The following is a 24,824-nucleotide window of genomic DNA, read 5'->3' on the forward strand; positions in this document are numbered from 1 at the left end:
TCATTATCCGGAATCGACATGGTTTAGCAAATTGAATCGCCCCGGCTGGGGCGATGGCTTAGCGAGAGTAACTGGTTGCAGGCAGAGAAGGCGGGGAGAACAACAGATCGTTGAATGCGCGTTGTGAAAATTTTCGCACCAGCAAGCCAGCCAGTGTGCAAATCAACAAACTGACAAAGGGATAAACCAGCAGGAGCGCCAGTTCGATTGGCGGCGACCAGCGCGCCGCGTTTATTTGCGGAATCAGACTTAAGCTGAATATCTCTACCAGAATGCGATGGGTGGTGTAGATGGCGATGGTGTTGGAACCAATCACATTCAACAGGCTGAGGGAACGCAGACCGAAGCGCTGCTCGAACTGATAAAACAGCTTCATAATCACCACAATCGACACCAGCGACAGTAGTAGCGACACGTTCAACAACCAGGCTCCGATCGCCAGAACAGCCAGCAGCACTGCTATCAACAGATGGCGACGTAGCGGCACCTCTTTAACGTAGGTCATCAACGTTGAGCCAAACCATGCGCCAAGACTGTAATAAGGCAAATTGCGGATCACACTGTTCATCCCCCACCACGGTGTGGGAACGAAATTAACAGCCACGCTCATCAGTACAAACAGGGCGAATAACGGCAGAGCCTGGCGGTTAAAAGCTTTACACACCACGAAATAGACGATTAAGGCATACAGATACCACAAGCTGGTGCTGGCGGTGGCCATCCCATGCAGGAACTCGCCGGTGGAATCGGCATAAGCAGCATTGGCGGTATTGTTTAAATCGCGCTCTGGTGCCAGCCATTGGTTGAGCGCGCTCAACGCCAGCCACTGGACAATGCCCCAAAGCGCCAGCACCCAAAAGATGCTCCAGATGCGTTTATCGACACAATTACCCCACGGCACGCTGTCGATGTAGCGGCGAATCAAATAGCCGGATATAAAGAAAAAGACCGGCATCCGAAAGGGTGCAAGGTAAAGATTGAAATAGATCCAGCATTTGCTCAAGACTTCCGATAACGGATGCTGGAAAGTGGTCAGATGCGGATAAAAGGTAACAACCGAGTGATAAACCACCACCAGGCAAATACATAACCCTTTGATCTGATTAATCCATAGCTCTTTTTGTTTCATCAGGACAACGCGCTCATAAAATTTAACATGCCGTTGATCCTGCGGGGTGAGCGGCGTGGTGTAATGCGTATCTGTCTGTATTTGGTTATTTTTCAGATAAAGATCAGGTTACAAGGCAGATGAGAAAACGAGACACTTTAGCCGATTGATTTACTGATACTTTTCAGATTAGCCCTGACGATCACTTACAGTTCAGGCGTTTACCCATCCTGCTTTCGCTTATATACTCGTGTCTTTGCTAACAGCAACCAGACGGATTTCATGTACCAACCTGTCGCTCTATTTATTGGCCTGCGTTACATGCGTGGGCGTGCAGCGGATCGCTTCGGTCGTTTCGTCTCCTGGCTTTCTACTATCGGCATTACCCTCGGGGTGATGGCGCTGGTCACGGTATTGTCAGTGATGAACGGTTTTGAGCGCGAACTGCAAAACAACATCCTTGGCCTGATGCCACAGGCAATTCTCTCTTCGGAGCATGGCTCCCTTAACCCGCAACAACTCCCGGAGACTGCGGTCAAACTTGACGGCGTAAATCGTATTGCGCCTCTCACTACAGGTGATGTGGTGCTGCAAAGCGCGCGCAGCGTGGCGGTCGGGGTGATGCTGGGTATCGACCCGGCGCAAAAAGATCCGCTAACCCCGTATCTGGTCAATGTGAAGCAAGCCGACCTCGAACCGGGGAAATATAATGTCATCCTCGGTGAACAACTTGCCTCACAGTTAGGCGTCAATCGCGGCGATCAAATCCGTGTGATGGTGCCGTCTGCCAGCCAGTTTACGCCGATGGGGCGTATTCCAAGTCAGCGTCTGTTCAATGTGATTGGCACTTTTGCTGCCAACAGTGAAGTCGACGGCTATGAAATGCTGGTGAATATTGAGGATGCCTCGCGTCTGATGCGTTACCCGGCGGGTAATATCACCGGCTGGCGTCTGTGGCTGGATGAGCCGCTGAAAGTCGACTCTTTAAGCCAGCAAAAACTGCCAGAAGGCAGCAAGTGGCAGGACTGGCGCGATCGTAAAGGCGAGTTGTTCCAGGCCGTGCGCATGGAAAAAAATATGATGGGCCTGCTGCTGAGTCTGATTGTCGCCGTTGCAGCGTTTAACATTATTACATCGCTGGGGCTGATGGTAATGGAGAAGCAGGGCGAAGTGGCGATCCTACAGACACAAGGCTTAACTCCACGACAAATCATGATGGTCTTTATGGTACAAGGAGCCAGCGCTGGCGTTATCGGTGCGATCCTGGGCGCTGCGCTTGGTGCACTGCTTGCCAGCCAGTTAAATAATCTGATGCCGATAATCGGCGTCCTGCTTGATGGCGCGGCGTTACCGGTCGCTATCGAACCTTTACAGGTCATTGTTATTGCGCTGGTGGCGATGGCTATCGCGCTGCTTTCTACGCTTTACCCTTCCTGGCGCGCTGCCGCCACTCAACCCGCTGAGGCTTTACGTTATGAATAAGATCCTGTTGCAATGCGACAACCTGTGCAAACGCTATCAGGAAGGCAGTGTGCAAACCGACGTGCTGCACAATGTCAGTTTCAGCGTGGGCGAAGGCGAAATGATGGCCATTGTCGGTAGCTCCGGTTCTGGCAAAAGTACCTTGCTGCATTTACTGGGCGGGCTGGATACGCCAACCTCCGGTGATGTGATTTTTAGCGGTCAGCCGATGAGCAAACTGTCGTCGGCGGCGAAAGCGGAACTGCGCAACCAGAAGTTGGGCTTTATTTATCAGTTCCACCACCTGCTGCCGGACTTTACCGCGCTGGAAAACGTCGCTATGCCGCTGCTGATTGGCAAGAAAAAGCCTGCTGAAATTAACAGTCGGGCGCTGGAAATGTTAAAAGCTGTGGGGCTGGAGCACCGGGCGAATCACCGCCCGTCAGAACTTTCTGGCGGTGAGCGTCAGCGTGTGGCGATTGCCCGGGCGCTGGTTAATAACCCGCGTCTGGTGCTGGCGGATGAACCTACTGGTAACCTCGATGCGCGTAACGCTGACAGCATCTTCCAGTTGCTCGGAGAATTGAATCGCTTGCAGGGCACTGCCTTTCTGGTGGTTACTCACGATCTGCAACTGGCGAAACGTATGAGCCGTCAACTGGAAATGCGTGATGGTCGTCTGACGGCGGAACTGAGCCTGATGGGGGCGGAGTAATGGCGATGCCTTTATCGTTATTAATTGGCTTGCGTTTTAGTCGCGGACGGCGACGCGGCGGCATGGTGTCGCTGATCTCCGTTATTTCTACCATTGGCATTGCCCTGGGCGTGGCAGTATTGATTGTCGGTTTAAGTGCGATGAACGGCTTCGAACGTGAACTGAACAACCGCATTCTGGCAGTGGTGCCGCATGGTGAAATTGAAGCGGTGAATCAGCCGTGGACGAACTGGCAAGAAGCACTGGATAAAGTGCAGAAAGTGCCGGGTATTGCCGCCGCTGCGCCATATATCAATTTCACGGGGCTGGTGGAGAGCGGTGCAAATTTGCGCGCTCTGCAGGTAAAAGGTGTTGACCCACAGCAGGAACAGCGACTGAGCGCGCTGCCATCGTTTGTCCAGGGAGATGCCTGGAACAATTTTAAAGCCGGTGAACAGCAGATTATTATCGGCAAAGGCGTGGCGGATGCGTTGAAAGTGAAGCAGGGCGATTGGGTGTCGATCATGATCCCGAACTCAAACCCTGAGCATAAGCTGATGCAGCCGAAACGTGTGCGCTTGCAAATTACCGGAATTTTGCAGCTAAGCGGTCAACTTGATCACAGTTTTGCCATGATCCCGCTGACGGACGCTCAACAATATCTTGATATGGGTTCCAGTGTGTCAGGTATTGCCCTTAAAATGACGGATGTTTTTAACGCCAACAAGTTGGTACGCGATGCGGGTGAAGTGACCAACAGCTATGTCTATATCAAGAGCTGGATCGGTACTTACGGCTATATGTATCGGGATATCCAGATGATCCGCGCCATTATGTATCTGGCAATGGTACTGGTGATTGGCGTAGCCTGTTTCAACATCGTCTCCACCTTAGTGATGGCGGTGAAAGACAAGAGCGGCGATATCGCAGTATTGAGAACGCTGGGTGCTAAAGACGGTTTAATTCGCGCTATTTTCGTCTGGTATGGACTACTGGCGGGGCTGTTTGGCAGCCTGTGTGGCGTGGTTATCGGCGTGGTGGTTTCGCTGCAACTTACTCCGATTATTGAGTGGATTGAAGGTCTGATCGGTCATCAGTTCCTCTCCAGTGACATCTATTTTATTGACTTTCTGCCATCGGAATTACACTGGCTGGACGTCTTCTACGTACTGGTCACAGCATTGTTGCTGAGTCTTTTGGCAAGTTGGTATCCGGCGCGGCGCGCCAGTAATATTGACCCTGCGCGAGTCCTTAGCGGCCAGTAAGGCAGTACATTAAAACAAGGAGTGGCAATGTATTACGGGTTTGATATTGGTGGGACGAAAATTGCGCTTGGCGTGTTTGATAACAATCGGCAACTGCAATGGGAAAAGCGGGTGTCGACGCCGCGTGACAGCTATGACGCATTTTTAGATGCGGTGTGTGAGTTGGTGACCGAAGCTGACCTGCGTTTTGGCTGTAAAGGTTCTGTTGGCATTGGCATTCCTGGAATGCCGGAAACGGAAGATGGCACTTTGTATGCCGTCAATGTTCCTGCTGCCAGCGGTAAACCGCTGCGTGCCGACCTGAGCGCACGTCTTGATCGCGATGTGCGCCTTAATAACGATGCCAACTGTTTTGTCCTTTCTGAAGCCTGGGATGAGGAATTTACCCAATATCCGTTGGTGATGGGGTTAATTCTTGGTACTGGCGTTGGTGGCGGGCTGGTATTCAACGGTAAACCGGTGACGGGAAAACGCTATATTACCGGCGAGTTTGGGCATATGCGTCTGCCGGTCGATGCGTTAACCATGATGGGACTGGATTTCCCGTTACGCCGTTGCGGTTGTGGCCAGCATGGCTGTATCGAGAATTATCTTTCTGGTCGCGGTTTTGCGTGGCTGTATCAACATTATTATCATCAACCGTTGCAGGCTCCAGAGATTATTGCGCTTTACGATCAAGGCGATGAGCAGGCAAGGGCGCACGTTGAGCGTTATCTGGATTTATTAGCGGTTTGTCTGGGAAATATCCTGACTATCATTGACCCTGATTTGCTGGTCATTGGTGGCGGGTTATCCAATTTCCCGGCAATCACAACGCAACTAACGGACAGGTTGCCTCGTCATCTCTTACCTGTAGCTCGTGTCCCACGCATTGAGCGTGCGCGTCACGGGGATGCAGGAGGAATGCGTGGAGCTGCCTTCTTACATCTTACCGATTAATCAATAGAGGTTGCTATGCTGTCGCGTCGGGGTCATCGGTTAAGTCGTTTTCGAAAAAACAAACGCCGCCTGCACGAGCGTTTGCGTCAGCGTATTTTTTTCAGAGATAAAGTGGTGCCGGAAGCAATGGAAAAACCAAGAGTACTCGTACTGACAGGGGCAGGCATTTCTGCGGAATCAGGTATTCGTACCTTTCGCGCTGCAGACGGCCTGTGGGAAGAACATCGTGTTGAAGATGTCGCGACGCCAGAAGGCTTTAACCGCGATCCTGAACTGGTACAGGCATTTTATAACGCCCGTCGCCGTCAACTACAACAGCCAGAAATTCAACCTAACGCTGCGCATCTTGCATTGGCAAAACTGCAAGACGCCCTGGGCGATCACTTTTTGCTGGTGACGCAGAATATCGATAACCTGCATGAACGCGCGGGCAATACCAATGTGATTCATATGCATGGGGAATTGCTGAAAGTACGCTGTACGCAAAGCGGGCAGGTGCTCGACTGGACGGGCGATGTCACGCCAGAAGATAAATGCCATTGCTGCCAGTTTCCGGCACCGCTGCGCCCACACGTGGTGTGGTTTGGTGAAATGCCGTTCGGTATGGATGAAATCTATATGGCGTTATCGATGGCGGATATTTTCATTGCTATTGGCACGTCCGGGCATGTTTATCCGGCAGCAGGATTTGTCCACGAAGCGAAGCTGCATGGCGCGCATACGGTTGAACTGAACCTTGAACCGAGCCTGGTTGGCAATGAGTTTGCCGAGAAATATTACGGCCCGGCAAGTCAGGTCGTGCCAGAGTTTGTTGAGAAGTTGCTGAAGGGCTTATAAAGCAGAAGTCATTGCCTGATGCGCTACGCTTATCAGGCCTATAAAAGGGCACAATTAATTGAATTTGTGGGTTTTGTAGGCCGGATAAGGCGTTCACGCCGCATCCGGCATAATACACGCGCATTTTATCGACCCCTTTTAACTTTTACTCGGCCATAACAGCGCGGCAAAAAACGTACAGACACCAATCAGCACCGCCCAGAGCGGCGATATTCTGGCAATCGTAAAGCTATTATCGATACACAGGCATAAAGCCTGATAGCCCATATTGGCAACAGTCATAGCTACTGCAAATTTTAGCGCATAAATAAAACGTGTCGTGTAGTAAAAGATCCTGGAAAATAAGACAAACGCTGCAGCCCAGGAGATAAAACCTAATGTCGAGGTGCTGCTGGCGGATCACTCTCATGCTTTTGTTCGGGATGCGGATAATATGTCAGTGGCGGCGTCGGTTGTTTTAATATCTGTGCTTGTAAAATATCCAGTGCATTATTCATACCCTGATACCAGAGATCAGCATTTAAATAAGCCAGTGTGTAATTTTCTATCAGCCGTCCCAGATGTTTATCGTCCATACTGCTTTCAACCTGGCCGTTGGTTATCACAATTAACCGTGGCTCCCGGGTAGTAAAGATTAACAGAACACTCCCTTTTACATCAGTCAATGAAGATGACGCATGCACCAGCATCGCTTTGCCATTTTTCCTGAGACTGGTTTCATTAATGTCAGGAACAACCACGATAAATGGCGCAATCCCGGTTTGTTGACGAAAGATCTCCGCTTTACGCGCGATATCCTCGCCATCGGGAACGGTGCCAGTGGTATCCGTAAAGAATGTTTTCATTACGGGTATTACAGGCTGGCTTATTCCCGCCAGTGGCAGAAAAATCAGTAAGTAAAGCAATATAAATAACTTTTTCATTGGCGGGATTTCCTTTTCCTGCGCGTCTTTTTAGAGGAGGGCATACTGATTAATAAACCGACGGCGATAAAAATAACGCCCATCATGCCGATAAATCCCCATTTGAAAAAATTAACCCACGGGTTATTTATTTCAGCCTTTTCAGGATGTCCTGGAGGATAATAAACATTAACTTTATCGCCTTCGCTGTCTTCATAAAAAGTACTACCGATACTCGAATTGAAAATGAGCGTGTAGTCTGGCGTAGGACGAAATGCGACAACAGGATGCCATGAACCATCATTACCGATCTGGCGTGAATTGTGCCAGACGGTATCAACAATGATCCCTTCGGTATGTACAGTATTTTTGCTGTAGGTGAACTGGTTATAAAAGATAACAATAGAAATAAGGAGGAGTATCAGACCGACTCCAGGGAAAACGCGGGATAAAATTTGATTGTCCTGACTCATAAGCAACATCCTTGCTTAATAAAAAAGCGGGCGGTAATAACTCCGCCCGCTTGCTGAATTAACGTCCTGCTTTCAGCTTCTGATAATACTCTTCATAAATGCTGCTGGCTGAGCCAACGTCACTCTGCCATTCGCCATTTTTGATGGTTTCGGCATCCGGGTAGAGGGTCTTGTCGTTCGCCACTTCCGGGCTTAACAGTTTACGTGCGGCGAGGTTTGGTGTTGGATAACCAATAGTTTCCGCAACCTGTTTTGCCACATCCGGACGTAGCAGGAAGTTGATCAGTTTCAGCGCGCCTTCTTTGTTTTTGGCATTTGCCGGAATAGCCAGGCTGTCCATCCAGAAAATGCCGCCTTCTTTCGGCCAGACCACGTCAATTGGCGTGCCTGCCTGACGGGCAACGAAAGCAGAACCGTTCCAGATCATGCCGAGGTTAACTTCGCCTTCCATGTACGGGTTAGCCGGGTTATCGGAGTTAAACGCCGCTACGTTTGGCATCAGCTTTTTCAGCTCGTTATACGCGGCTTCAATCTCTTTCGGATCGGTGGTGTTGCCAGAATAACCCAGCTTACGCAGTGCCATCTGGAACACTTCACGGGCGTCGTCGGTCAGCAGCAGGCTGCCTTTGTATTCAGGCTTCCACAAATCGGCCCAGCTCGTCACGGATTTCGGATCAACCGCATCACCGTTAACGCCAATCGCCGTCGCGCCCCAGATATACGGAATGGAGTAATCGTTATTCGGGTCAAATGGCTTGTTGAGCATTTCTGGATCGAGGTTGCTGAAGTTCGTTAACTTCGACTTGTCGATCTTCTGGATCATCCCTTCTTTACGCATTTTATCGACGTAATAGGTTGAAGGAACCACCAGGTCATAAGCACCGTCTTTGTACGTTTTCAGCTTGGCGTACATGGTTTCATTCGACTCATAAGTCGAATAGATAACTTTAATGCCGGTTTCTTTAGTGAACTGTTCCAGCAGTCCTGGCGGTACGTACTCGGTCCAGTTGTAGAAATACAGCGTGTTGTTGTCATCGGCGTGAGCGGCGCTCATGCCCAGTGCCAGAGCACCCGCCGCGAGCAGGTGGCGTGACCATTTTTTCATTTAACGTCCCCTGTGTTACCTTTCGTTTTATCACGAGCAATAAGCTGGCTGGCAATCACCATCACCAGCGACAGCACCAGTAAAATGGTTGCCAGCGCGTTAACTTCCGGCGATACGCCGACTTTGACCATCGAATAAATTTTTAACGGCAGAATTTCATAGCTCGGCCCGGTGACAAACGACGAAACTACCACATCGTCCATGGACAGGGTAAAGCTTAACACCCAACCCGCCGCCACCGCTGGCATTGCCAGTGGCAGAATGATTTTCCGCAGAATGGTGAACTCGCTGGCACCGAGATCTTTCGCTGCTTCCAGCATCCGCACATCAAAGCCTTTCAGACGCGAATACACCGTCACCACCACAAATGGCAGGCAGAAGGTAATGTGTGAGAACAGCAGCGACCAGAAGCCAAGCTGAATACCCAGCAGCATAAACAGCACCAGCAGGGAAATCGCCATCACGATATCTGGCGACATCATTACCACAAACAGCATCCCGCTAACGAATGGCTTACCGCGGAAGCGATAGCGGTACAGCGCAACAGCCGTCAGTGAGCCAATAAGCGTAGCGAATGTCGCTGAAAACACCGCCATCGTCAGTGAATGTTGCGCTGCTTGTAACAGACTATCGTTGTTCATCAGCAGGCTATACCATTTGGTGGTAAAACCCTGCCAGTTGATGCCAAAGCGCGAGCTGTTAAAGGAGTTCACAATCAAAATGATGATTGGAATATACAGGTACGCATAGATAGCGGTCATAAAACCGCCGCGGAGCAGTCGACCGATCATTCGAGTTCCACCTTCTTGTTCAGCAAACGAGAAGCGCGCCAGTAAACCAGCAGCATCAGACCCATTACGATAGTCAGGGTAATACTGGTCGCGGCACCAAACGGCCAGTCGCGAATGTTGAGGAACTGCACTTTGATGACGTTACCGATCAGCAGGTTTTTCGCACCGCCCATCAGGTCAGAAACATAGAACAGGCCCATTGCTGGCAGCATCACCAACAGACATCCGGCAATAATCCCCGGCATGGTCAGTGGGATGATGATGCGGATAAAAGTCTGCAACTTGCTGGCACCGAGATCGCGAGCCGCTTCCAGCAATGGTTTATCCAGCTTTTCAATACTGGAATAAAGTGGCATCACCATAAACGGCAACAGGATATATACCAGACCGATAATCACCGCGCTGGGGGTGAACATGATGCGAATTGGGGTATCAATAACGCCCAGCCACAGCAAGAACTCGTTGAGATAGCCTTTGGTGCTGAGGAAAATTTTCAGGCCATAGATACGAATCAGTGAGTTGGTCCAGAACGGCACAATCAACAGAAACAGTAACAGCGGACGCACCTTGTGTGGCAGTTTAGCCAGAAACCAGGCAAACGGGTAGCCCAGCACCAGGCAGGCTATAGTCGCGATCAGCGCCATATTCAGTGAGTGCAGCAGCACTTCAAAATAGAGCGGATCGAGCAGACGGGCGTAGTTCTCCAGCGTAAAAACCATTTTGACGAAACTGGCGTCGTCGCGGGTCAAAAAGCTGGTGCCAATGATCATCAGGTTGGGCAGAAAGACAAACAACACAAGCCAACCGACAATAGTGACAATCACTACATTCTGGAACTTACTTGTGTTCTTCATCAGCCAGTACAACCTCCCAGCTTTCTACCCAATTAATGGCCATTTTCTGGTCGAGAGAATGGTCAAAGTCAGGATCGTCTTCATTAAAGAATTCGCTGACCATCACCATCTTGCCATTTTCCAGTTCGACAACTGATTCCAGCGTCATACCTTTGTAGTTGCGTTCGCGAACGTAGCCAATCAGCCCTTCGACGTGGTTGTCATCGTTGATTTCGTCAACGCGTAAGTCTTCCGGGCGCAGCAAAACATGCAACTTTTGCCCTGGTTCAACAGCGAAGTTAACGTAGATATTACATTCGCGGCCTTCAACGTTGGCTCGTACGCGTTGTTCGTCGAGACGCTCGATCACCGTGGCGTTGAACATATTGATTTCGCCAATGAATCCGGCAACAAACAAGTTTTTCGGCTCTTCGTAAATTTCACGCGGCGTGCCGTCTTGTTCAATGCGACCATCGCGCATCACCACAATTCTGTCCGACATGGTGAGCGCTTCTTCCTGATCGTGGGTGACGAAAACGAAAGTAATGCCAAGCTTACGCTGTAAAGCTTTCAGCTCGTTCTGCATCTGCTTACGCAGTTTGTAATCCAGCGCGGAGAGCGATTCATCCAGCAGCAACAGGCGAGGCTTGTTAACCACCGCGCGGGCAATGGCTACGCGTTGCTGTTGACCGCCAGAGAGTTGATGCGGTTTGCGTTGAGCGAAGGTCTCCAGTTGCACCATCCGCAGAGCCTCCATCACGCGAGGCGTAATTTCAGCAGCGGGGGTTTTTTGCATACGCAAGCCAAAGGCCACATTTTCGAACACGGTCATGTGGGGGAATAGCGCGTAGCTTTGGAAAACGGTGTTCACATAGCGGTTTTCCGCCGGAACGTGGGTGATGTCCTCGTTATCCAGCATGATGCGTCCAGAATCAACAGTTTCCAGACCTGCAATCAGGCGAAGAACGGTTGTTTTACCGCAGCCAGAAGGGCCAAGCAGCGTAAGGAACTCGCCATTGTTGATAGTCAGATCCAACTGGGGAATGACTTCTTTACCATCAAAACATTTGCGAATTCCCGCCAATTGCACCAGCGGTGAAAGCGAACTCGGTTGTTTATTCAATTTTTTACTCTGTCCCATGTAAACGCAACGGATGGCTTACCGATGCGGGGTTTGTGGTTAACCACCTTGGTGACTCTTAATGAGGGCGGTAATTCTACGGCAAACCATCGTAATCGCCAATCCTTGTTGTGAATTACTGGCTTAGCTTTATATTGATTAAGGTAATGTTGATAAATATTCCCGCTTGCAGGGGTAAAAGTGACCTGACGCAATATTTGTCTTTTCTTGCTTCTTAATAATGTTGTCACGAAAAGTGAGGGTGACTACATGGATAAACTACTTGAGCGTTTTTTGAACTACGTATCTCTGGATACCCAATCAAAAGCGGGGGTGAGACAGGTTCCCAGCACGGAAGGCCAGTGGAAGTTATTGCATCTGTTGAAAGATCAGCTTGAAGAGATGGGGCTTATCAATGTGACCTTAAGTGAGAAGGGCACATTGATGGCGACGTTACCGGCTAACGTTCCAGGCGATATTCCGGCGATTGGCTTTATTTCTCATGTGGATACCTCTCCGGATTGCAGCGGTAAAAATGTAAATCCGCAAATTGTTGAAAACTATCGCGGTGGTGACATCGCGCTGGGTATCGGTGATGAAGTCTTATCACCGGTGATGTTCCCGGTTCTGCATCAACTATTGGGGCAGACGTTGATCACCACCGATGGTAAAACCTTGTTAGGTGCAGATGATAAAGCGGGTATCGCAGAAATCATGACCGCGCTGGCAGTATTGCAGCAGAAAAACATTCCACACGGCGATATTCGCATCGCCTTTACGCCAGATGAAGAGGTGGGCAAAGGGGCAAAACACTTTGATGTTGAAGCCTTTGATGCTCGTTGGGCTTATACCGTTGATGGCGGTGGCGTAGGTGAACTGGAGTTTGAAAACTTTAATGCCGCATCGGTGAATATCAAAATAGTCGGCAACAACGTTCACCCTGGCTCGGCAAAAGGCGTGATGGTTAATGCGCTGTCACTGGCAGCACGCATTCATGCGGAAGTTCCGGCGGATGAAAGCCCGGAAACTACCGAAGGTTATGAAGGTTTTTATCACCTGACGAGCATGAAAGGCACCGTTGAGCGTGCCGATATGCACTACATCATTCGTGATTTCGACCGTAAACAGTTTGAAGCGCGTAAACGTAAGATGATGGAAATTGCCAAGAAAGTGGGCAAAGGGCTACACCCTGACTGCTACATTGAACTGGTGATTGAAGACAGCTACTACAATATGCGCGAGAAAATCGTTGAGCATCCGCATATTCTTGATATCGCCCAGCAGGCGATGCGCGATTGCGATATTGAACCGGATCTGAAACCGATCCGTGGCGGCACCGACGGTGCACAGTTGTCATTTATGGGATTGCCGTGCCCGAACCTGTTTACTGGCGGTTATAACTATCATGGTAAACATGAGTTTGTGACCCTGGAAGGAATGGAAAAAGCGGTACAGGTGATCGTGCGTATTGCCGAGTTAACGGCACAACGGAAGTAAGCGAAAAGGGATGCGGCATGTGATGCCGCATCCGGCTTAGATTCAAACTTATCCTTCGAAGAACCAATACCCGCTATTGACCAGCGCCGCGAGCATCGCGAGGAACGATGGATCTTCCAGCGCATCGCCAAAATTCTCGGCGGTCAGAGCAATATTGCTGGCGAGTGCCTCCAGCGCCGGACGGTGTGGAGAATCGATCTTTTCACCATTAGCATATACTTCATCACCAATACGCAACACGCGCAGACCACCCAGACGTACCAGTACATCACCTTGTTTCAGCGCGTCGTATATTTCATCCGGTTGATAAGGCGGTTCTGGCGGAGCGATATCCAGTTCATGCCGTGACTGGGAGATAAACTCGCCAAACCACTGTTTAAAGTGTTCTGGCTGGTTGATCAATTCAAGCATCATCTCACGCAGTTTATCCATCTCCTGCGGCAGAACGTCCGCCGGATGGGCGCGAGGAGGGATATCCGGATCACTGTAATAATTACCGCCCAGTTCACGTTGCAGAACATAATCGGCAAAACCGCTGATCAGCTCCCGCGTATTCGGTGCACGAAAACCGACAGAATAGTTCATCGCATTTTCCAGCGCGTAGCCTTCGTGCGGGAATCCTGGCGGAATATAAAGAATATCGCCTGGCTCCAGTTCTTCGTCGATAATTGCTTCAAACGGCTCGACCTGTAGCAGATCCGGATGCGGGCAGTGTTGCTTCATCTGCAGCTTTTCACCCACCCGCCAACGACGACGACCGGTGCCCTGAATAATAAAAACGTCGTACTGATCGAGATGTGGACCGACGCCGCCGCCAGGTACGGAAAATGAGATCATCAGGTCGTCAATGCGCCAGTCTGGTAATTCACGGAACGGACGCATCAGCGCGGCGGTTGGCTCATGCCAGTGATTCACTGCCTGCACCAGCAATGACCAGTTGGTCTCACCGAGATGATCGTAGCTTTCGAATGGACCGTGGCTGACCTGCCATTTGCCATCCTGATGACTGACCAGCCGACTGTCGACTTCCGTTTCCATTGCCAGACCTGCCAGCTCGTCTGGAGAGATCGGGTCAATAAAATTATTAAAGCCGCGTTTTAACACCACCGGACGTTTCTGCCAGTGGCGTTTAAGAAAATCGGGCCAGTTAAGGGTAAGTTGGTATTCCATATTAAGCGTCCATAGGCGGGTATCTGCAACCGATTATAACGGATGCTTAACGTAATGCGTGAAGAAAGGGCATATTTATTCACCCTTTGGCGCAGAATGCTGGCGACCAAAAATGACCTCCATTCGTGCGCCGCCGAGCATACTCTCTCCGGCGATGATTTTTCCGTCGTATTGCTCGGTAATTTCACGGGCGACAGCCAGACCAACACCTTGTCCGGGACGCAAAGTATCTATACGTTGGCCGCGGTCGAAAATGACTTCACGCTTGCTTAATGGAATTCCCGGGCCGTCATCCTCGACCACAATATAGAGATGATCTTCGGTTTGCCTCGCTGAAATTTCCACGAACTCAAGACAGTATTTACAGGCGTTATCCAGTACGTTGCCCATCACTTCGACAAAGTCATTCTGCTCGCCAACAAAACTGATTTCTGGCGAAATATCGAGAGAAATATTGACCCCTTTACGCTGATACACTTTGTTCAGCGCCGAGGTGAGATTGTCCAGTAACGGAGCAACGGGATGCAGTTCGCGGCTAAGCAGCGTTCCACCGCGCATACTGGCGCGATGCAGGTAGTAGCCGATTTGTTGTGAAATACGGCTGATTTGCTCCAGCATTACCGGCTCAGCATCACTGACGCTCATCTTTTCACTACGCAAAGAACGCAGCGTACTTTGCAGTACCGCCAGTGGTGTTTTCAGGCTGTGCGTCAGGTCGGTGAGCGTTGTGCGGTATTTGTCGTAACGTTCACGCTCACTCTTTAATAGCCGGTTCAGGTTACGCACCAGACTGGTCAGTTCTCGTGTCGTGGCTGGGTTGAGCAATTCGCGGTTATGTTCTTCCAGTTCGCGGACTTCTTTTGCCAGGGCTTCGATGGGGCGTAAACTCCACCAGGCGGCGACCCATAACAGAGGGATCACTAACAGCAGGTTGGCTGAGAGCACGTAGACAAACCAGCTCCACACCATATAGGAACTTTTAAGCTCCACCGGAATAGTATCCACCACCACAATGGTTAACTTCGGCATCCGCGACGTTGCCGGGTAGATGTTCACCGCCACCGAGTGGGTCATCTCTGCGTCGTCGTCATCTTCTCGTACTTCCTGTAACTGTTGCTGTATCGAATGATCTTCACTCAGCAAGATGCTGGTGTCGTTAACATCCGCTTCGATTTCATGGAAGCCATTTGATTTCAGCCAGTCAGGCTGGATCATTTTCATCAGCCAGGGAACGTCACGCTGCGCCCATAAAAGTTGCCCGTTCTTATCATAAATTAGCGTCATGGTGGGGCTTTGCTTGTCGATATTTTCTGGTAACTCGACATGCAACTTATTGTTTTCCCACTTTGCGAGGGTATAGAACAAATTGCTCTCGCCGCGTAACAGGCGAAACGTGGTTTTATCGAAACTGACGCTATAACCGATCAGCGCGACCATTCCGTAGGCCAGCGAAAGCACCAGTACTACCGCCGCCGTCGCTAACAGAAAACGTACCCGCAGCGAAAGCGGGAAAAAAAGACGCAGTAATTTTTTCATCAGCGCAATTCGAACAAATAACCCTGGCCGCGAACGGTGGTAATCACTTCTTGCGGATATTGCGCCTGAATTTTTTTGCGCAGACGCCCCATGAGTACATCAATGGTATGGCTTTCCCGCAATTCGGCGTCCGGGTAGAGTTGTAACATCAACGAATCTTTGCTGACCACTTTGCCATTATTACGAATCAACGTTTCCATAATGGTGTATTCAAACGCGGTCAGTTTGATCACTTCGTCATTAATCGATAGTTCACGGCGGGAAAGATCAACCTGAAACGGTGGCAGCGAAATAACCTGTGAAGCCAGACCACTATTACGACGCATTAATGCCTGCATCCGCGCCATCACCTCTTCAATATGAAACGGTTTAGTCACGTAATCGTCAGCGCCGGCGCTTAATACTTCTACTTTGTCCTGCCAGCTTTCACGGGCGGTTAATACCAGAATCGGCAGTGAAACATCATTGCTGCGCCAGCGGCGGATCAGTGACAGACCGTCTTCGTCAGGCAAACCGAGATCGACAATTGCAATATCTGGCAAATGTTCATTGAGATAATAATCTGCTTCTTTGGCATCTTCTGCGTCATCGACCTGATGACCAGCGTCCTGAATCTGAACTTTAAGATGGTGACGTAACAACGCATTGTCTTCGACAACCAGTACGCGCATTTTTATTTCTCCCTGTCTTAATTATTAAAATAGTGTAACGCGATTATGTGTTTATGGGAGTAAACATTAATTAAACCAGCGGGTAGGGGAGATAATACGGGAAAAGATCAGCTTAAGAAGCAGGCCGGACAGCATCGCCATCCGGCATTGATATGGGTGTTATTTCAGCTCATCCACCATTGTGATGGCGCGACCAATGTAGTTAGCAGGGGTCATCGCTTTCAGGCGCGCTTTCTCTTCTTCCGGCAGCGCCAGACCGTCGATAAATTGCTTCATGCCTTCGGCGTCAACGCGTTTACCGCGAGTCAGTTCTTTCAGCTTCTCGTACGGTTTTTCGATGCCATAGCGACGCATAACTGTCTGGATCGGCTCAGCCAGCACTTCCCAGTTGTGATCCAGTTCATCCAGCAGATGGTCACGGTTCACTTCCAGTTTGCTCACGCCTTTCAGGGTGGACTGGTAAGCAATTAGCGCATAACCGATGCCCACTCCGAGGTTACGTAGCACGGTAGAGTCGGTCAGGTCACGCTGCCAACGGGAAACCGGCAGTTTGCTGGCCAGGTGCTGCAACACCGCGTTGGAAAGCCCCAGGTTACCTTCGGAGTTTTCGAAGTCGATTGGGTTAACCTTGTGTGGCATGGTGGAAGAACCAATCTCACCGGCGATGGTTTTCTGTTTGAAATGGTTAAGGGCGATATAACCCCAGACGTCACGGTCAAAGTCGATCAGAATGGTGTTAAAGCGCGCGATGCAATCAAACAGTTCGGCAATGTAGTCGTGCGGTTCAATCTGGGTGGTGTACGGGTTCCACTGAATACCCAGTGAGGTGACAAACTCTTCACTGAACTGATGCCAGTCAACTTCCGGATACGCGGCGATGTGGGCATTATAGTTACCGACCGCGCCGTTGATTTTGCCGAGGATTTCCACCTGATTAAGCTGGCGGAACTGGCGCTCCATACGATAAGCGACGTTAGCCATCTCTTTACCGATGGTTGACGGTGTCGCTGGCTGACCGTGGGTACGGGATAGCAGCGGAATATCGCGATACTGAACAGCCAGATCTTTAATGCCGTCAATCAGTTGACGCCAGTACGGCAGGATCACTTCATCACGCGCGGTTTTCAGCATCAATGCGTGGGAGAGGTTGTTGATGTCTTCTGAGGTGCAGGCAAAGTGAATAAATTCAGAAACTGCGTGCAGTTCTGGGATCTCAGCCACTTTTTCTTTCAGGAAATACTCAACCGCTTTAACGTCGTGGTTAGTGGTACGCTCAATGGTTTTGATTCGCGCCGCATCTTCTTCACTGAAATTAGCGACGATTGCATCAAGGTAACCGATTGCGTCGGCAGCAAAAGCAGGAACTTCCTTGATCGCTGCGTGCGCGGCCAGTTTTTGCAGCCAACGTACTTCAACTTGTACACGGAATTTCAGCAAACCATATTCGCTGAAAATCCCGCGCAGCGCGCTGACTTTATCGCCGTAGCGTCCGTCGACAGGGGAAACGGCGGTCAGTGAGGATAATTCCATAGATCACAACTCCGGGGTTAAATGAGCAAGAATTTGTTTTGCCTGAGTGGTCAGGCGATTACGAGAAAACATCAGTTGTAGACGTCCGCCGCCAACCTGGTGCCAGAGCACGGCGGCGCGAATGCCTGCCAGCAGGGTAGCGCGAACTTTCGCCTGCACCTGTGGGCTTTGCAGTACGGCAGGGGAACCGGTGACCTGAATACGTGGGCCAAGTGGGCTGATAACATCAACATAAATAGCAGCCATTGCGCTCATCAGCGTTTCCGACTGTAAATCGAAATGTTCGAGCTGGCGTTGCAGACCGTTAATCCGGTTACCCAGAGTGTCGAGCGCACCTTTGGCAGACGAGAGTTTGCGCTCAAGCACCATCAGGCTAAGGGTGTAGCGGGTTAACTCAGCGTTTAAGCCCTGGCGACTGCTGGCATTGAGCACGCCGAGCAGGGTTTCCAGCCCGACGCGCAGGTTGGCTTCGCTGCCGCCAAAAACCGCCAGCGTGGAGCTGGGGTTCACATCGATAATACTGTTGAGTGAGACGTGTAGCGCATCGGCATCACAATGCCCCTGGTGAGCAAGCTGTTGTACCAGGCGTGCCGCCTGACAAATACCGGCCAGGGCGAGGGTGATGTCATAGTAATTCTTTGCCACGTTCACTGCTTCCTTGTTTTAAGTAAGAAAATAATCAGACTGGCAGCGGCAGACGCTGCTCAATGATGCCGCCGCCGAGGCACACTTCACCGTTATAGAAGACGGCGGATTGACCTGGAGTGACGGCCGCAACCGGCTCATCGAAAATCACTTCAATGCGATCATCATCCAGCGCCTTGACGGTGCATGGAATGTCAGTCTGGCGGTAGCGGGTTTTCACCGTGCAACGTATAGTGCCGGTGAAAGGTTCGCGATCGACCCAGTGCAGTTGCTGGGCAATCAATCCGACAGACATCAGACGTGGGTGTTCATGACCCTGCGCAACAATCAGAATGTTGTTCTCGACGTCTTTATCCACCACGTACCACGGCTCTTCAGTGCCGTCTTTGGTGCCACCGATGCCCAGGCCTTTACGCTGTCCGAGGGTGTGATACATCAGCCCCTGGTGCTCGCCAATCTCATCACCATCGACAGTAATGATTTTTCCCGGTTGCGCCGGGAGATAACGGCCAAGAAACTCGCGGAATTTACGTTCACCGATAAAGCAGATCCCGGTAGAATCTTTTTTCTTCGCGGTGACCAGACCGAGATCTTCCGCAATCTTACGTACCTGCGGTTTTTCCAGTTCGCCAACCGGGAACAGGCTTTGCGCTATCTGCTCATGGCTAAGTGTATAAAGGAAGTAGCTCTGGTCTTTGTTGCTGTCCAGACCACGCAGCAGGCGGCTCTTGCCATTGACATCTGCACGACGAACGTAATGGCCGGTAGCGATATAATCGGCACCTAAATCTTCGGCGGCAAATTCGAGGAAGGCTTTAAATTTGATCTCTTTGTTGCACAGAATATCCGGGTTCGGCGTGCGACCCGCTTTATATTCAGCAAGGAACAGTTCAAAGACGTTGTCCCAGTACTCGGCTGCAAAGTTGACAGTGTGCAGTTCAATGCCGAGCTTATCGCAGACAGCCTGGGCATCAGCCAGATCCGCTGCCGCCGTGCAATATTCCTCACCGTCGTCTTCTTCCCAGTTCTTCATAAACAGGCCTTCGACCTGATATCCCTGTTGTTGCAACAGCCAGGCAGAAACGGAGGAATCGACGCCGCCGGACATGCCGACGATCACTTTTTTTGCGGTTTCAGACATTGGATTACTCACGACATTGAACTTCAAGGCGGCGTATTCTATCACGCAGCCTTTTAGATGACACCCTTTGTAAAAGGCCAGTTAAACTCGCCAATCATCTCCAGCGGATAATGTTGCCCGCTTTGATAACAACGAATACTTTCTGCCACTAATGGCGAGCGCAGATTTGGTGCCTGTAAAATCTCTTCAGCACTGACCCAACGGCAACGGTCGATATCACTGTCATGAGGGTGTGTTGGGCATATTTGCTCAAGCTCAATGGCAAACAGGAAGCGCAAAAATGGCGTCTTATCCGGCGCAATCCACTGATGCATACGGATGAAATATTGCGGTTGCGCGCTGATGCCGGTTTCTTCCCACAGCTCACGCGCCGCTGCTTCTGTTAATGTTTCATCCGCCTCCAGATGCCCGGCGGGTTGGTTCCATAACGCTTTACCATTAATCGTCTCTTCAACGACTAAAAATTTGCCTTCTGCGTGCACCACGCAGGCAACGGTAACGTGCGGTTTAAACATTTTGCGTCCTTATTCTGTCGCTTCTCGCCATTCGCCATTGGCAAGATTATCCAGCGTGTAATTACCCATCGCATAGCGAATCAGTCGCAGCGTGGGGAAACCAACATGGGCGGTCATGCGGCGCACCTGGCGATTACGTCCTTCATATAAGGTGATCTTAAGCCAGGAGGTAGGAATACTTTTACGCTCACGAATTGGTGGATTACGTGGCCATAACCACTCCGGTTCTTCAACCAGTTCCACACCTGCGGGCAGGGTAGGGCCATCATTTAAGGTTACGCCATTGCGTAAGGCTTCAAGTGCGTCTTGCGTGGGAATGCCTTCCACCTGCACATAATAGATTTTTCCGGTGCGTTTGCCCGGCTGGGTTAAACGCGCCTGTAACGCGCCATTATTCGTCAGCACCAGTAACCCTTCGCTATCTCTGTCGAGACGACCTGCCGCATAAACGCCCTGAACAGGGATGAATTCTTTTAATGTTTTGCGCCCGGCTTCATCGGTGAACTGCGGAAGAACATCGTAGGGTTTATTGAACAGGATCACGCGCGTGGGCTGGTTTTCAGGTTTGCGCCTGGTGGAACGTTGCGAGCTGAATCGCTTAACCTGGTGATTTCTAAAAGAAGTTTTTTGCATGGTATTTTCAGGGTTTATGAATTGCCGCATTATAGCCTAATAACGCGCATCTTTCATGACGACAAACAATAGGGTAGTATTGACAAGCCAATTACAAATCATTAACAAAAAATTGCTCTAATGCATCCGTGTGGCAGGACGCAAACGCATGTGCAACGTGGTGGCAGACGAGCAAACCAGAAGCGCTCGAAGGAGAGGTGAATGGAAAGTAAAGTAGTTGTTCCGGCACAAGGCAAGAAGATCACCCTGCAAAACGGCAAACTCAACGTTCCTGAAAATCCGATTATCCCTTACATTGAAGGTGATGGAATCGGTGTAGATGTAACCCCAGCCATGCTGAAAGTGGTCGACGCTGCAGTCGAGAAAGCCTATAAAGGCGAGCGTAAAATCTCCTGGATGGAAATTTACACCGGTGAAAAATCCACCCAGGTTTATGGTCAGGACGTCTGGCTACCTGCTGAAACCCTTGATCTGATTCGTGAATATCGCGTTGCCATCAAAGGCCCGCTGACTACTCCGGTTGGTGGCGGTATTCGTTCTCTGAACGTAGCACTGCGCCAGGAACTGGATCTCTACATCTGCCTGCGCCCGGTTCGTTACTACCAGGGCACTCCAAGCCCGGTTAAACACCCTGAATTGACTGATATGGTCATCTTCCGTGAAAACTCGGAAGACATTTATGCAGGTATCGAATGGAAAGCTGACTCTGCTGACGCTGAGAAAGTGATCAAATTCCTGCGTGAAGAGATGGGGGTGAAGAAAATTCGCTTCCCGGAACATTGCGGTATCGGCATTAAGCCGTGTTCTGAAGAAGGCACCAAACGTCTGGTACGAGCAGCAATCGAATACGCAATTGCCAACGACCGTGACTCAGTGACCCTGGTGCACAAAGGCAATATCATGAAGTTCACCGAAGGCGCGTTTAAAGACTGGGGTTACCAGTTGGCGCGTGAAGAGTTTGGCGGTGAACTGATCGACGGCGGCCCGTGGCTGAAAGTCAAAAACCCGAACACCGGCAAAGAGATCGTCATTAAAGACGTGATTGCTGACGCATTCCTGCAACAGATCCTGCTGCGTCCGGCTGAATACGACGTTATCGCCTGTATGAACCTCAACGGTGACTACATTTCTGACGCACTGGCAGCACAGGTTGGCGGTATCGGTATCGCCCCTGGTGCAAACATCGGTGACGAATGCGCACTGTTTGAAGCCACCCACGGTACAGCACCGAAATATGCCGGTCAGGACAAAGTAAACCCAGGCTCTATCATTCTCTCCGCGGAGATGATGCTGCGCCATATGGGTTGGACTGAAGCCGCAGACCTGATTGTTAAAGGTATGGAAGGCGCAATCAACGCCAAGACCGTAACCTATGACTTCGAACGTCTGATGGAAGGCGCTAAACTGTTGAAATGTTCAGAGTTTGGTGACGCGATCATCAAGAACATGTAATCTCTACATGTGTTAAATATTGAAACGGGCGTGTTATACGCCCGTTGTTTTATGAAGATGTAAAATCTTCCCCAAAACTTTCCCCAAAACCCTTCCCCAAAACTGGCTATTTTCTATGCTGTTTTAATATCTACGATAACCCAGTCTTTACCACGATCATCATTGTATCGGTCGGTCATTTTTCTGGATTTATGACCTAACAACTTTTGCGTATCCAGACCCTGTTCCCGATATAACCGTTCTGACAGAGATCGCTGCTCATGAAATGTGGGCGCAGTTCCTTGCTCCCATTTTATGCCACATTTTTCCCGGGCCTTTTTAAAAGCCGTTGTCAGAGTATTTGCAGAAACCTGGTCTCCTCTGTTTGCTTGAGAGGTAGTGTGACGGTAATGGACCAGATATTTACTAACAACAGCATCCCTGCACTGAGATATAACTTCACGAAGGGTAATATTCAGAGCATCGCATTTCAGGTTAAGCGGAATAGCAAGTTTTGAACCGGTTTTTTCCTGAGTAATGTGCAACATGTCGTCCCATATATCAGAGAATTTCAAATTGCAGATATCGCCTAAACGTTGTCCAGTAACAAGAGCAAGTAGCATGCCGCATTTTAAATAGGGCTGCCGTCTGCTTACGCTTTCAAATATTGCCTGCCATTCGGGCAGTGACAATCTTTGGCGGTTTACTCGATTTCGCGGTTGTTTTGTTGCCTGCGCTGGGTTAAATCCTGGCGGAACATGTCCTGCGTGTTGTGCTTCTTTGAAGACGTCGATCAACACCATTCTCACGACTTGCGCCATCCTGTTATGACCTTCAGCCTTTACAGCATCAATTATTTCGGCAATATCAAGTGCGGTAATATCCTTGAGGTGTTGCATTCCACAATGCTCACGGAAAAGACGAATGGGTTTGCCTTTTTGCCGATAGGAGTTGGGTCTTAGTTCATTATGTTGCAGCCTGTCCTCCTGGATAGAAATATATTTATCAAGCCATTCTGTCACCGTAATGTCTGAGCGCCTGCCTTTCATTCTTTCCAGACGCTCATTGACGCTTAATATTTGTCTGGTACGTTGTTCAGCAATAATGGTATTTGCTTCAGTAGCAACTTGTTTTGCTTCATTCTCATCAGTTCCTAAGCTATGAAAACGACCGGATAGTGGATGTTTGTATTGCCAATATACCTTTCCGGTTCGCTTATCTAATTTGCAATATAAATTAGGTATAGAGATTTTGTGAGATCGGGGTCTAGCAGCCATCAGCGATTATCCGTTGGAGTTTTGGGTTTGCGTTTATTAGGAGTTGCGGTTCTGCAAGCGTTCCTACAAAACGGGAATTTCGGTCAATCATCCAGTAGCGACCAACTTTTATAGCGGGTGGGGCCATCATTTTCCCTTGCGCGTATTTTTTCAGAACTCGCTCACTTGGTGCTAAGTCCCCAAATTCTTCTTTAGCCCAGTCCTGTAAAGTGATTAGTCGAGACATTTGTCCTCCTCTTAGCTGCTGAGGGAGTTTGTGACCGATATATCTGACATGATATTAAGCTCATGGCAGGTACATCTCTTGACTGGTCATAGAGATAAATTTAATGCTGAGAAATGCAGTATTGAATTTATCAATTTTTCTATTTCCTGCGTATGGCACGTAACTTCTTAATGTGTTCTGCCGTTTCGATCTCTTCTGCTATCCGATCTGCATCAGCTTTATTCACAGGTTCAAAGTCATGATTAAAGCGGAACATGCTGGCGATACATGTTCTGCCTTTTCGGATGTAGTGAACTTTGTTGTGGGTAGAACGCAGGATTTTGCAGGGAGTGCCGTGGTGGTCGACGTACCAGGTGTTAGGAAAAATGATTCTGAACATTTTTACACCTCAGTTGGACGATGTTGAAATTTGCTGCTTTGAGGCCATCACAGTCCCCATTGTTTGTTCTTAAGTTCGATCTCCTCCTGGCAACTTGCACAAGTCCGACAACCCTGAACAGCCAGGCGTCTTCGCTCATCTATCGGATCGCCACATTCACAACGATGAGTTGCGGATACAGTCTGATAGTTCAGACGACGCATTTTTATTGCTGTATTGCGCTGTAATTCTTCGATTTCTGATGCTGAATCAATGATGTCTGCCATCTTTCATTAATCCCTGAATTGTTGGTTAATACGCTTGAGGATGAATGCGAACAATAAAAAAGGAGCCTGTAGCTCCCTGATGATTTTGCTTTTCATGTTCACCGTTCCTTAAAGACGCCGTTTAACATGCCGATCGCCAGGCTTAAATGAGTCGGTGTGAATCCCATCAGCGTTACCGTTTCGCGGTGCTTCTTAAGTACGCTACGGCAAATGTCATCGACGTTTTTATCCGGAAACTGCTGTCTGGCTTTTTTGATTTCAGAATTAGCCTGACGGGCAATGCTGCGAAGGGCGTTTTCCTGCTGAGGTGTCATTGAACAAGTCCCATGTCGGCAAGCATAAGCACACAGAATATGAAGCCCGCTGCCAGAAAAATGCA

At 49.8% G+C, this 24,824-nt stretch carries 26 protein-coding genes and 1 pseudogene; 7 read left to right on the forward strand and 20 right to left on the reverse strand.

Annotated elements, in window-relative coordinates; translation table 11 throughout:
* Window positions 1-58: 58 nt before the first annotated feature.
* Window positions 59-1,129, reverse strand: a complete 1,071-nt coding sequence (locus tag A1SC_RS19025; RefSeq protein ID WP_000810305.1) for an acyltransferase family protein — start codon at window positions 1,127-1,129, stop codon at window positions 59-61.
* A gap of 261 nt (window positions 1,130-1,390) precedes the next feature.
* Between A1SC_RS19025 and lolC the strand changes: the two genes are divergently transcribed.
* The 5 genes from lolC to cobB are packed head-to-tail and all read left to right on the forward strand — an operon-like array spanning window position 1,391 to window position 6,304.
* Window positions 1,391-2,590, forward strand: coding sequence for a lipoprotein-releasing ABC transporter permease subunit LolC (lolC, locus tag A1SC_RS19020; protein ID WP_000284703.1), 1,200 nt, complete (start codon window positions 1,391-1,393; stop codon window positions 2,588-2,590).
* Window positions 2,583-3,284: a lipoprotein-releasing ABC transporter ATP-binding protein LolD gene (gene lolD, locus A1SC_RS19015; RefSeq protein WP_001033706.1), complete on the forward strand. Its 702-nt coding sequence runs from the start codon at window positions 2,583-2,585 to the stop codon at window positions 3,282-3,284. The genes lolC and lolD overlap by 8 nt, the downstream gene beginning before the upstream one ends.
* Window positions 3,284-4,528 (forward strand): lipoprotein-releasing ABC transporter permease subunit LolE, encoded by a 1,245-nt coding sequence (gene lolE, locus A1SC_RS19010; RefSeq protein WP_001251382.1) that lies wholly within the window; start codon window positions 3,284-3,286, stop codon window positions 4,526-4,528. Before lolD ends, lolE begins: the two co-directional genes overlap by 1 nt.
* Window positions 4,529-4,555: 27 nt before the next feature.
* A complete protein-coding gene (nagK, locus tag A1SC_RS19005; RefSeq protein WP_016261918.1) occupies window positions 4,556-5,467 on the forward strand; it encodes an N-acetylglucosamine kinase in 912 nt (303 codons plus the stop codon).
* A gap of 15 nt (window positions 5,468-5,482) precedes the next feature.
* A complete protein-coding gene (cobB, locus tag A1SC_RS19000) occupies window positions 5,483-6,304 on the forward strand; it encodes a Sir2 family NAD+-dependent deacetylase (RefSeq protein ID WP_016261919.1) in 822 nt (273 codons plus the stop codon).
* A gap of 138 nt (window positions 6,305-6,442) precedes the next feature.
* Here cobB and A1SC_RS0121135 read toward each other — a convergent pair.
* From A1SC_RS0121135 to potA, 6 genes and pseudogenes are all read right to left on the reverse strand, one after another.
* Window positions 6,443-7,227, reverse strand: a pseudogene (locus tag A1SC_RS0121135) (TPM domain-containing protein).
* On the reverse strand, window positions 7,224-7,679 hold the full coding sequence (locus A1SC_RS18995) for a DUF3592 domain-containing protein (RefSeq protein ID WP_001516204.1): 456 nt from the start codon (window positions 7,677-7,679) through the stop codon (window positions 7,224-7,226). The pseudogene A1SC_RS0121135 and the gene A1SC_RS18995 overlap by 4 nt, the downstream one beginning before the upstream one ends.
* Window positions 7,680-7,737: 58 nt before the next feature.
* Window positions 7,738-8,784: a spermidine/putrescine ABC transporter substrate-binding protein PotD gene (potD, locus tag A1SC_RS18990; protein WP_000759322.1), complete on the reverse strand. Its 1,047-nt coding sequence runs from the start codon at window positions 8,782-8,784 to the stop codon at window positions 7,738-7,740.
* Window positions 8,781-9,575 carry a spermidine/putrescine ABC transporter permease PotC gene (gene potC / locus A1SC_RS18985; protein WP_000580316.1) on the reverse strand — a complete coding sequence of 265 codons (795 nt, stop codon included), beginning with the start codon at window positions 9,573-9,575 and terminating at the stop codon, window positions 8,781-8,783. Before potC ends, potD begins: the two co-directional genes overlap by 4 nt.
* On the reverse strand, window positions 9,572-10,429 hold the full coding sequence (gene potB, locus A1SC_RS18980; protein ID WP_000799418.1) for a spermidine/putrescine ABC transporter permease PotB: 858 nt from the start codon (window positions 10,427-10,429) through the stop codon (window positions 9,572-9,574). Before potB ends, potC begins: the two co-directional genes overlap by 4 nt.
* A complete protein-coding gene (gene potA / locus A1SC_RS18975) occupies window positions 10,413-11,549 on the reverse strand; it encodes a spermidine/putrescine ABC transporter ATP-binding protein PotA (RefSeq protein WP_000531593.1) in 1,137 nt (378 codons plus the stop codon). Before potA ends, potB begins: the two co-directional genes overlap by 17 nt.
* Before the next feature lie 249 nt (window positions 11,550-11,798).
* Here potA and pepT point away from each other — a divergent pair, with 249 nt between their 5' ends.
* Window positions 11,799-13,025: a peptidase T gene (gene pepT / locus A1SC_RS18970; protein WP_016248603.1), complete on the forward strand. Its 1,227-nt coding sequence runs from the start codon at window positions 11,799-11,801 to the stop codon at window positions 13,023-13,025.
* A 48-nt stretch (window positions 13,026-13,073) separates the two neighbouring features.
* Here the strand turns inward: pepT and roxA are convergent, their stop codons facing one another.
* From roxA to rluE, 8 genes are all read right to left on the reverse strand, one after another.
* Complete coding sequence (gene roxA, locus A1SC_RS18965; protein WP_000456528.1) at window positions 13,074-14,195, reverse strand: [50S ribosomal protein L16]-arginine 3-hydroxylase; 1,122 nt, start codon at window positions 14,193-14,195, stop codon at window positions 13,074-13,076.
* 75 nt (window positions 14,196-14,270) lie between these two features.
* Window positions 14,271-15,731 (reverse strand): two-component system sensor histidine kinase PhoQ, encoded by a 1,461-nt coding sequence (gene phoQ, locus A1SC_RS18960; protein WP_016261921.1) that lies wholly within the window; start codon window positions 15,729-15,731, stop codon window positions 14,271-14,273.
* Entirely contained in the window at window positions 15,731-16,402 is a 672-nt protein-coding gene (phoP, locus tag A1SC_RS18955) for a two-component system response regulator PhoP (protein WP_001265481.1), read from the reverse strand. The genes phoQ and phoP overlap by 1 nt, the downstream gene beginning before the upstream one ends.
* Before the next feature lie 159 nt (window positions 16,403-16,561).
* Window positions 16,562-17,932 carry an adenylosuccinate lyase gene (gene purB / locus A1SC_RS18950; RefSeq protein ID WP_000423722.1) on the reverse strand — a complete coding sequence of 457 codons (1,371 nt, stop codon included), beginning with the start codon at window positions 17,930-17,932 and terminating at the stop codon, window positions 16,562-16,564.
* A gap of 3 nt (window positions 17,933-17,935) precedes the next feature.
* Complete coding sequence (gene hflD / locus A1SC_RS18945; protein WP_001516208.1) at window positions 17,936-18,577, reverse strand: high frequency lysogenization protein HflD; 642 nt, start codon at window positions 18,575-18,577, stop codon at window positions 17,936-17,938.
* Window positions 18,578-18,611: 34 nt separating this feature from the next.
* On the reverse strand, window positions 18,612-19,718 hold the full coding sequence (mnmA, locus tag A1SC_RS18940; protein ID WP_016261922.1) for a tRNA 2-thiouridine(34) synthase MnmA: 1,107 nt from the start codon (window positions 19,716-19,718) through the stop codon (window positions 18,612-18,614).
* 53 nt (window positions 19,719-19,771) lie between these two features.
* Window positions 19,772-20,233, reverse strand: coding sequence for a phosphatase NudJ (gene nudJ, locus A1SC_RS18935; RefSeq protein WP_016261923.1), 462 nt, complete (start codon window positions 20,231-20,233; stop codon window positions 19,772-19,774).
* Between the two features lie 9 nt (window positions 20,234-20,242).
* On the reverse strand, window positions 20,243-20,896 hold the full coding sequence (gene rluE, locus A1SC_RS18930; protein ID WP_001516210.1) for a 23S rRNA pseudouridine(2457) synthase RluE: 654 nt from the start codon (window positions 20,894-20,896) through the stop codon (window positions 20,243-20,245).
* Between the two features lie 171 nt (window positions 20,897-21,067).
* Here rluE and icd point away from each other — a divergent pair, with 171 nt between their 5' ends.
* The gene (gene icd, locus A1SC_RS18925; protein ID WP_000444487.1) at window positions 21,068-22,318 is read left to right on the forward strand and encodes an NADP-dependent isocitrate dehydrogenase; all 1,251 of its coding nucleotides are present in this window, start codon (window positions 21,068-21,070) and stop codon (window positions 22,316-22,318) included.
* Between the two features lie 113 nt (window positions 22,319-22,431).
* Here the strand turns inward: icd and A1SC_RS18920 are convergent, their stop codons facing one another.
* The 5 genes from A1SC_RS18920 to A1SC_RS18900 form a co-directional block, all read right to left on the reverse strand.
* Window positions 22,432-23,574: a site-specific integrase gene (locus A1SC_RS18920; protein ID WP_000741339.1), complete on the reverse strand. Its 1,143-nt coding sequence runs from the start codon at window positions 23,572-23,574 to the stop codon at window positions 22,432-22,434.
* On the reverse strand, window positions 23,564-23,800 hold the full coding sequence (locus A1SC_RS18915; protein ID WP_000088652.1) for an excisionase: 237 nt from the start codon (window positions 23,798-23,800) through the stop codon (window positions 23,564-23,566). Before A1SC_RS18915 ends, A1SC_RS18920 begins: the two co-directional genes overlap by 11 nt.
* A gap of 139 nt (window positions 23,801-23,939) precedes the next feature.
* Entirely contained in the window at window positions 23,940-24,179 is a 240-nt protein-coding gene (locus A1SC_RS18910; protein WP_000488406.1) for a DUF4222 domain-containing protein, read from the reverse strand.
* A gap of 47 nt (window positions 24,180-24,226) precedes the next feature.
* Entirely contained in the window at window positions 24,227-24,445 is a 219-nt protein-coding gene (locus A1SC_RS18905) for a TraR/DksA family transcriptional regulator (protein ID WP_016261924.1), read from the reverse strand.
* Between the two features lie 98 nt (window positions 24,446-24,543).
* The gene (locus A1SC_RS18900; protein WP_000188870.1) at window positions 24,544-24,759 is read right to left on the reverse strand and encodes a hypothetical protein; all 216 of its coding nucleotides are present in this window, start codon (window positions 24,757-24,759) and stop codon (window positions 24,544-24,546) included.
* Window positions 24,760-24,824: the final 65 nt, after the last annotated feature.

The organism is Escherichia sp. KTE52 (assembly GCF_000408325.1).
Classification (GTDB): Bacteria; Pseudomonadota; Gammaproteobacteria; order Enterobacterales; family Enterobacteriaceae; genus Escherichia; species Escherichia marmotae.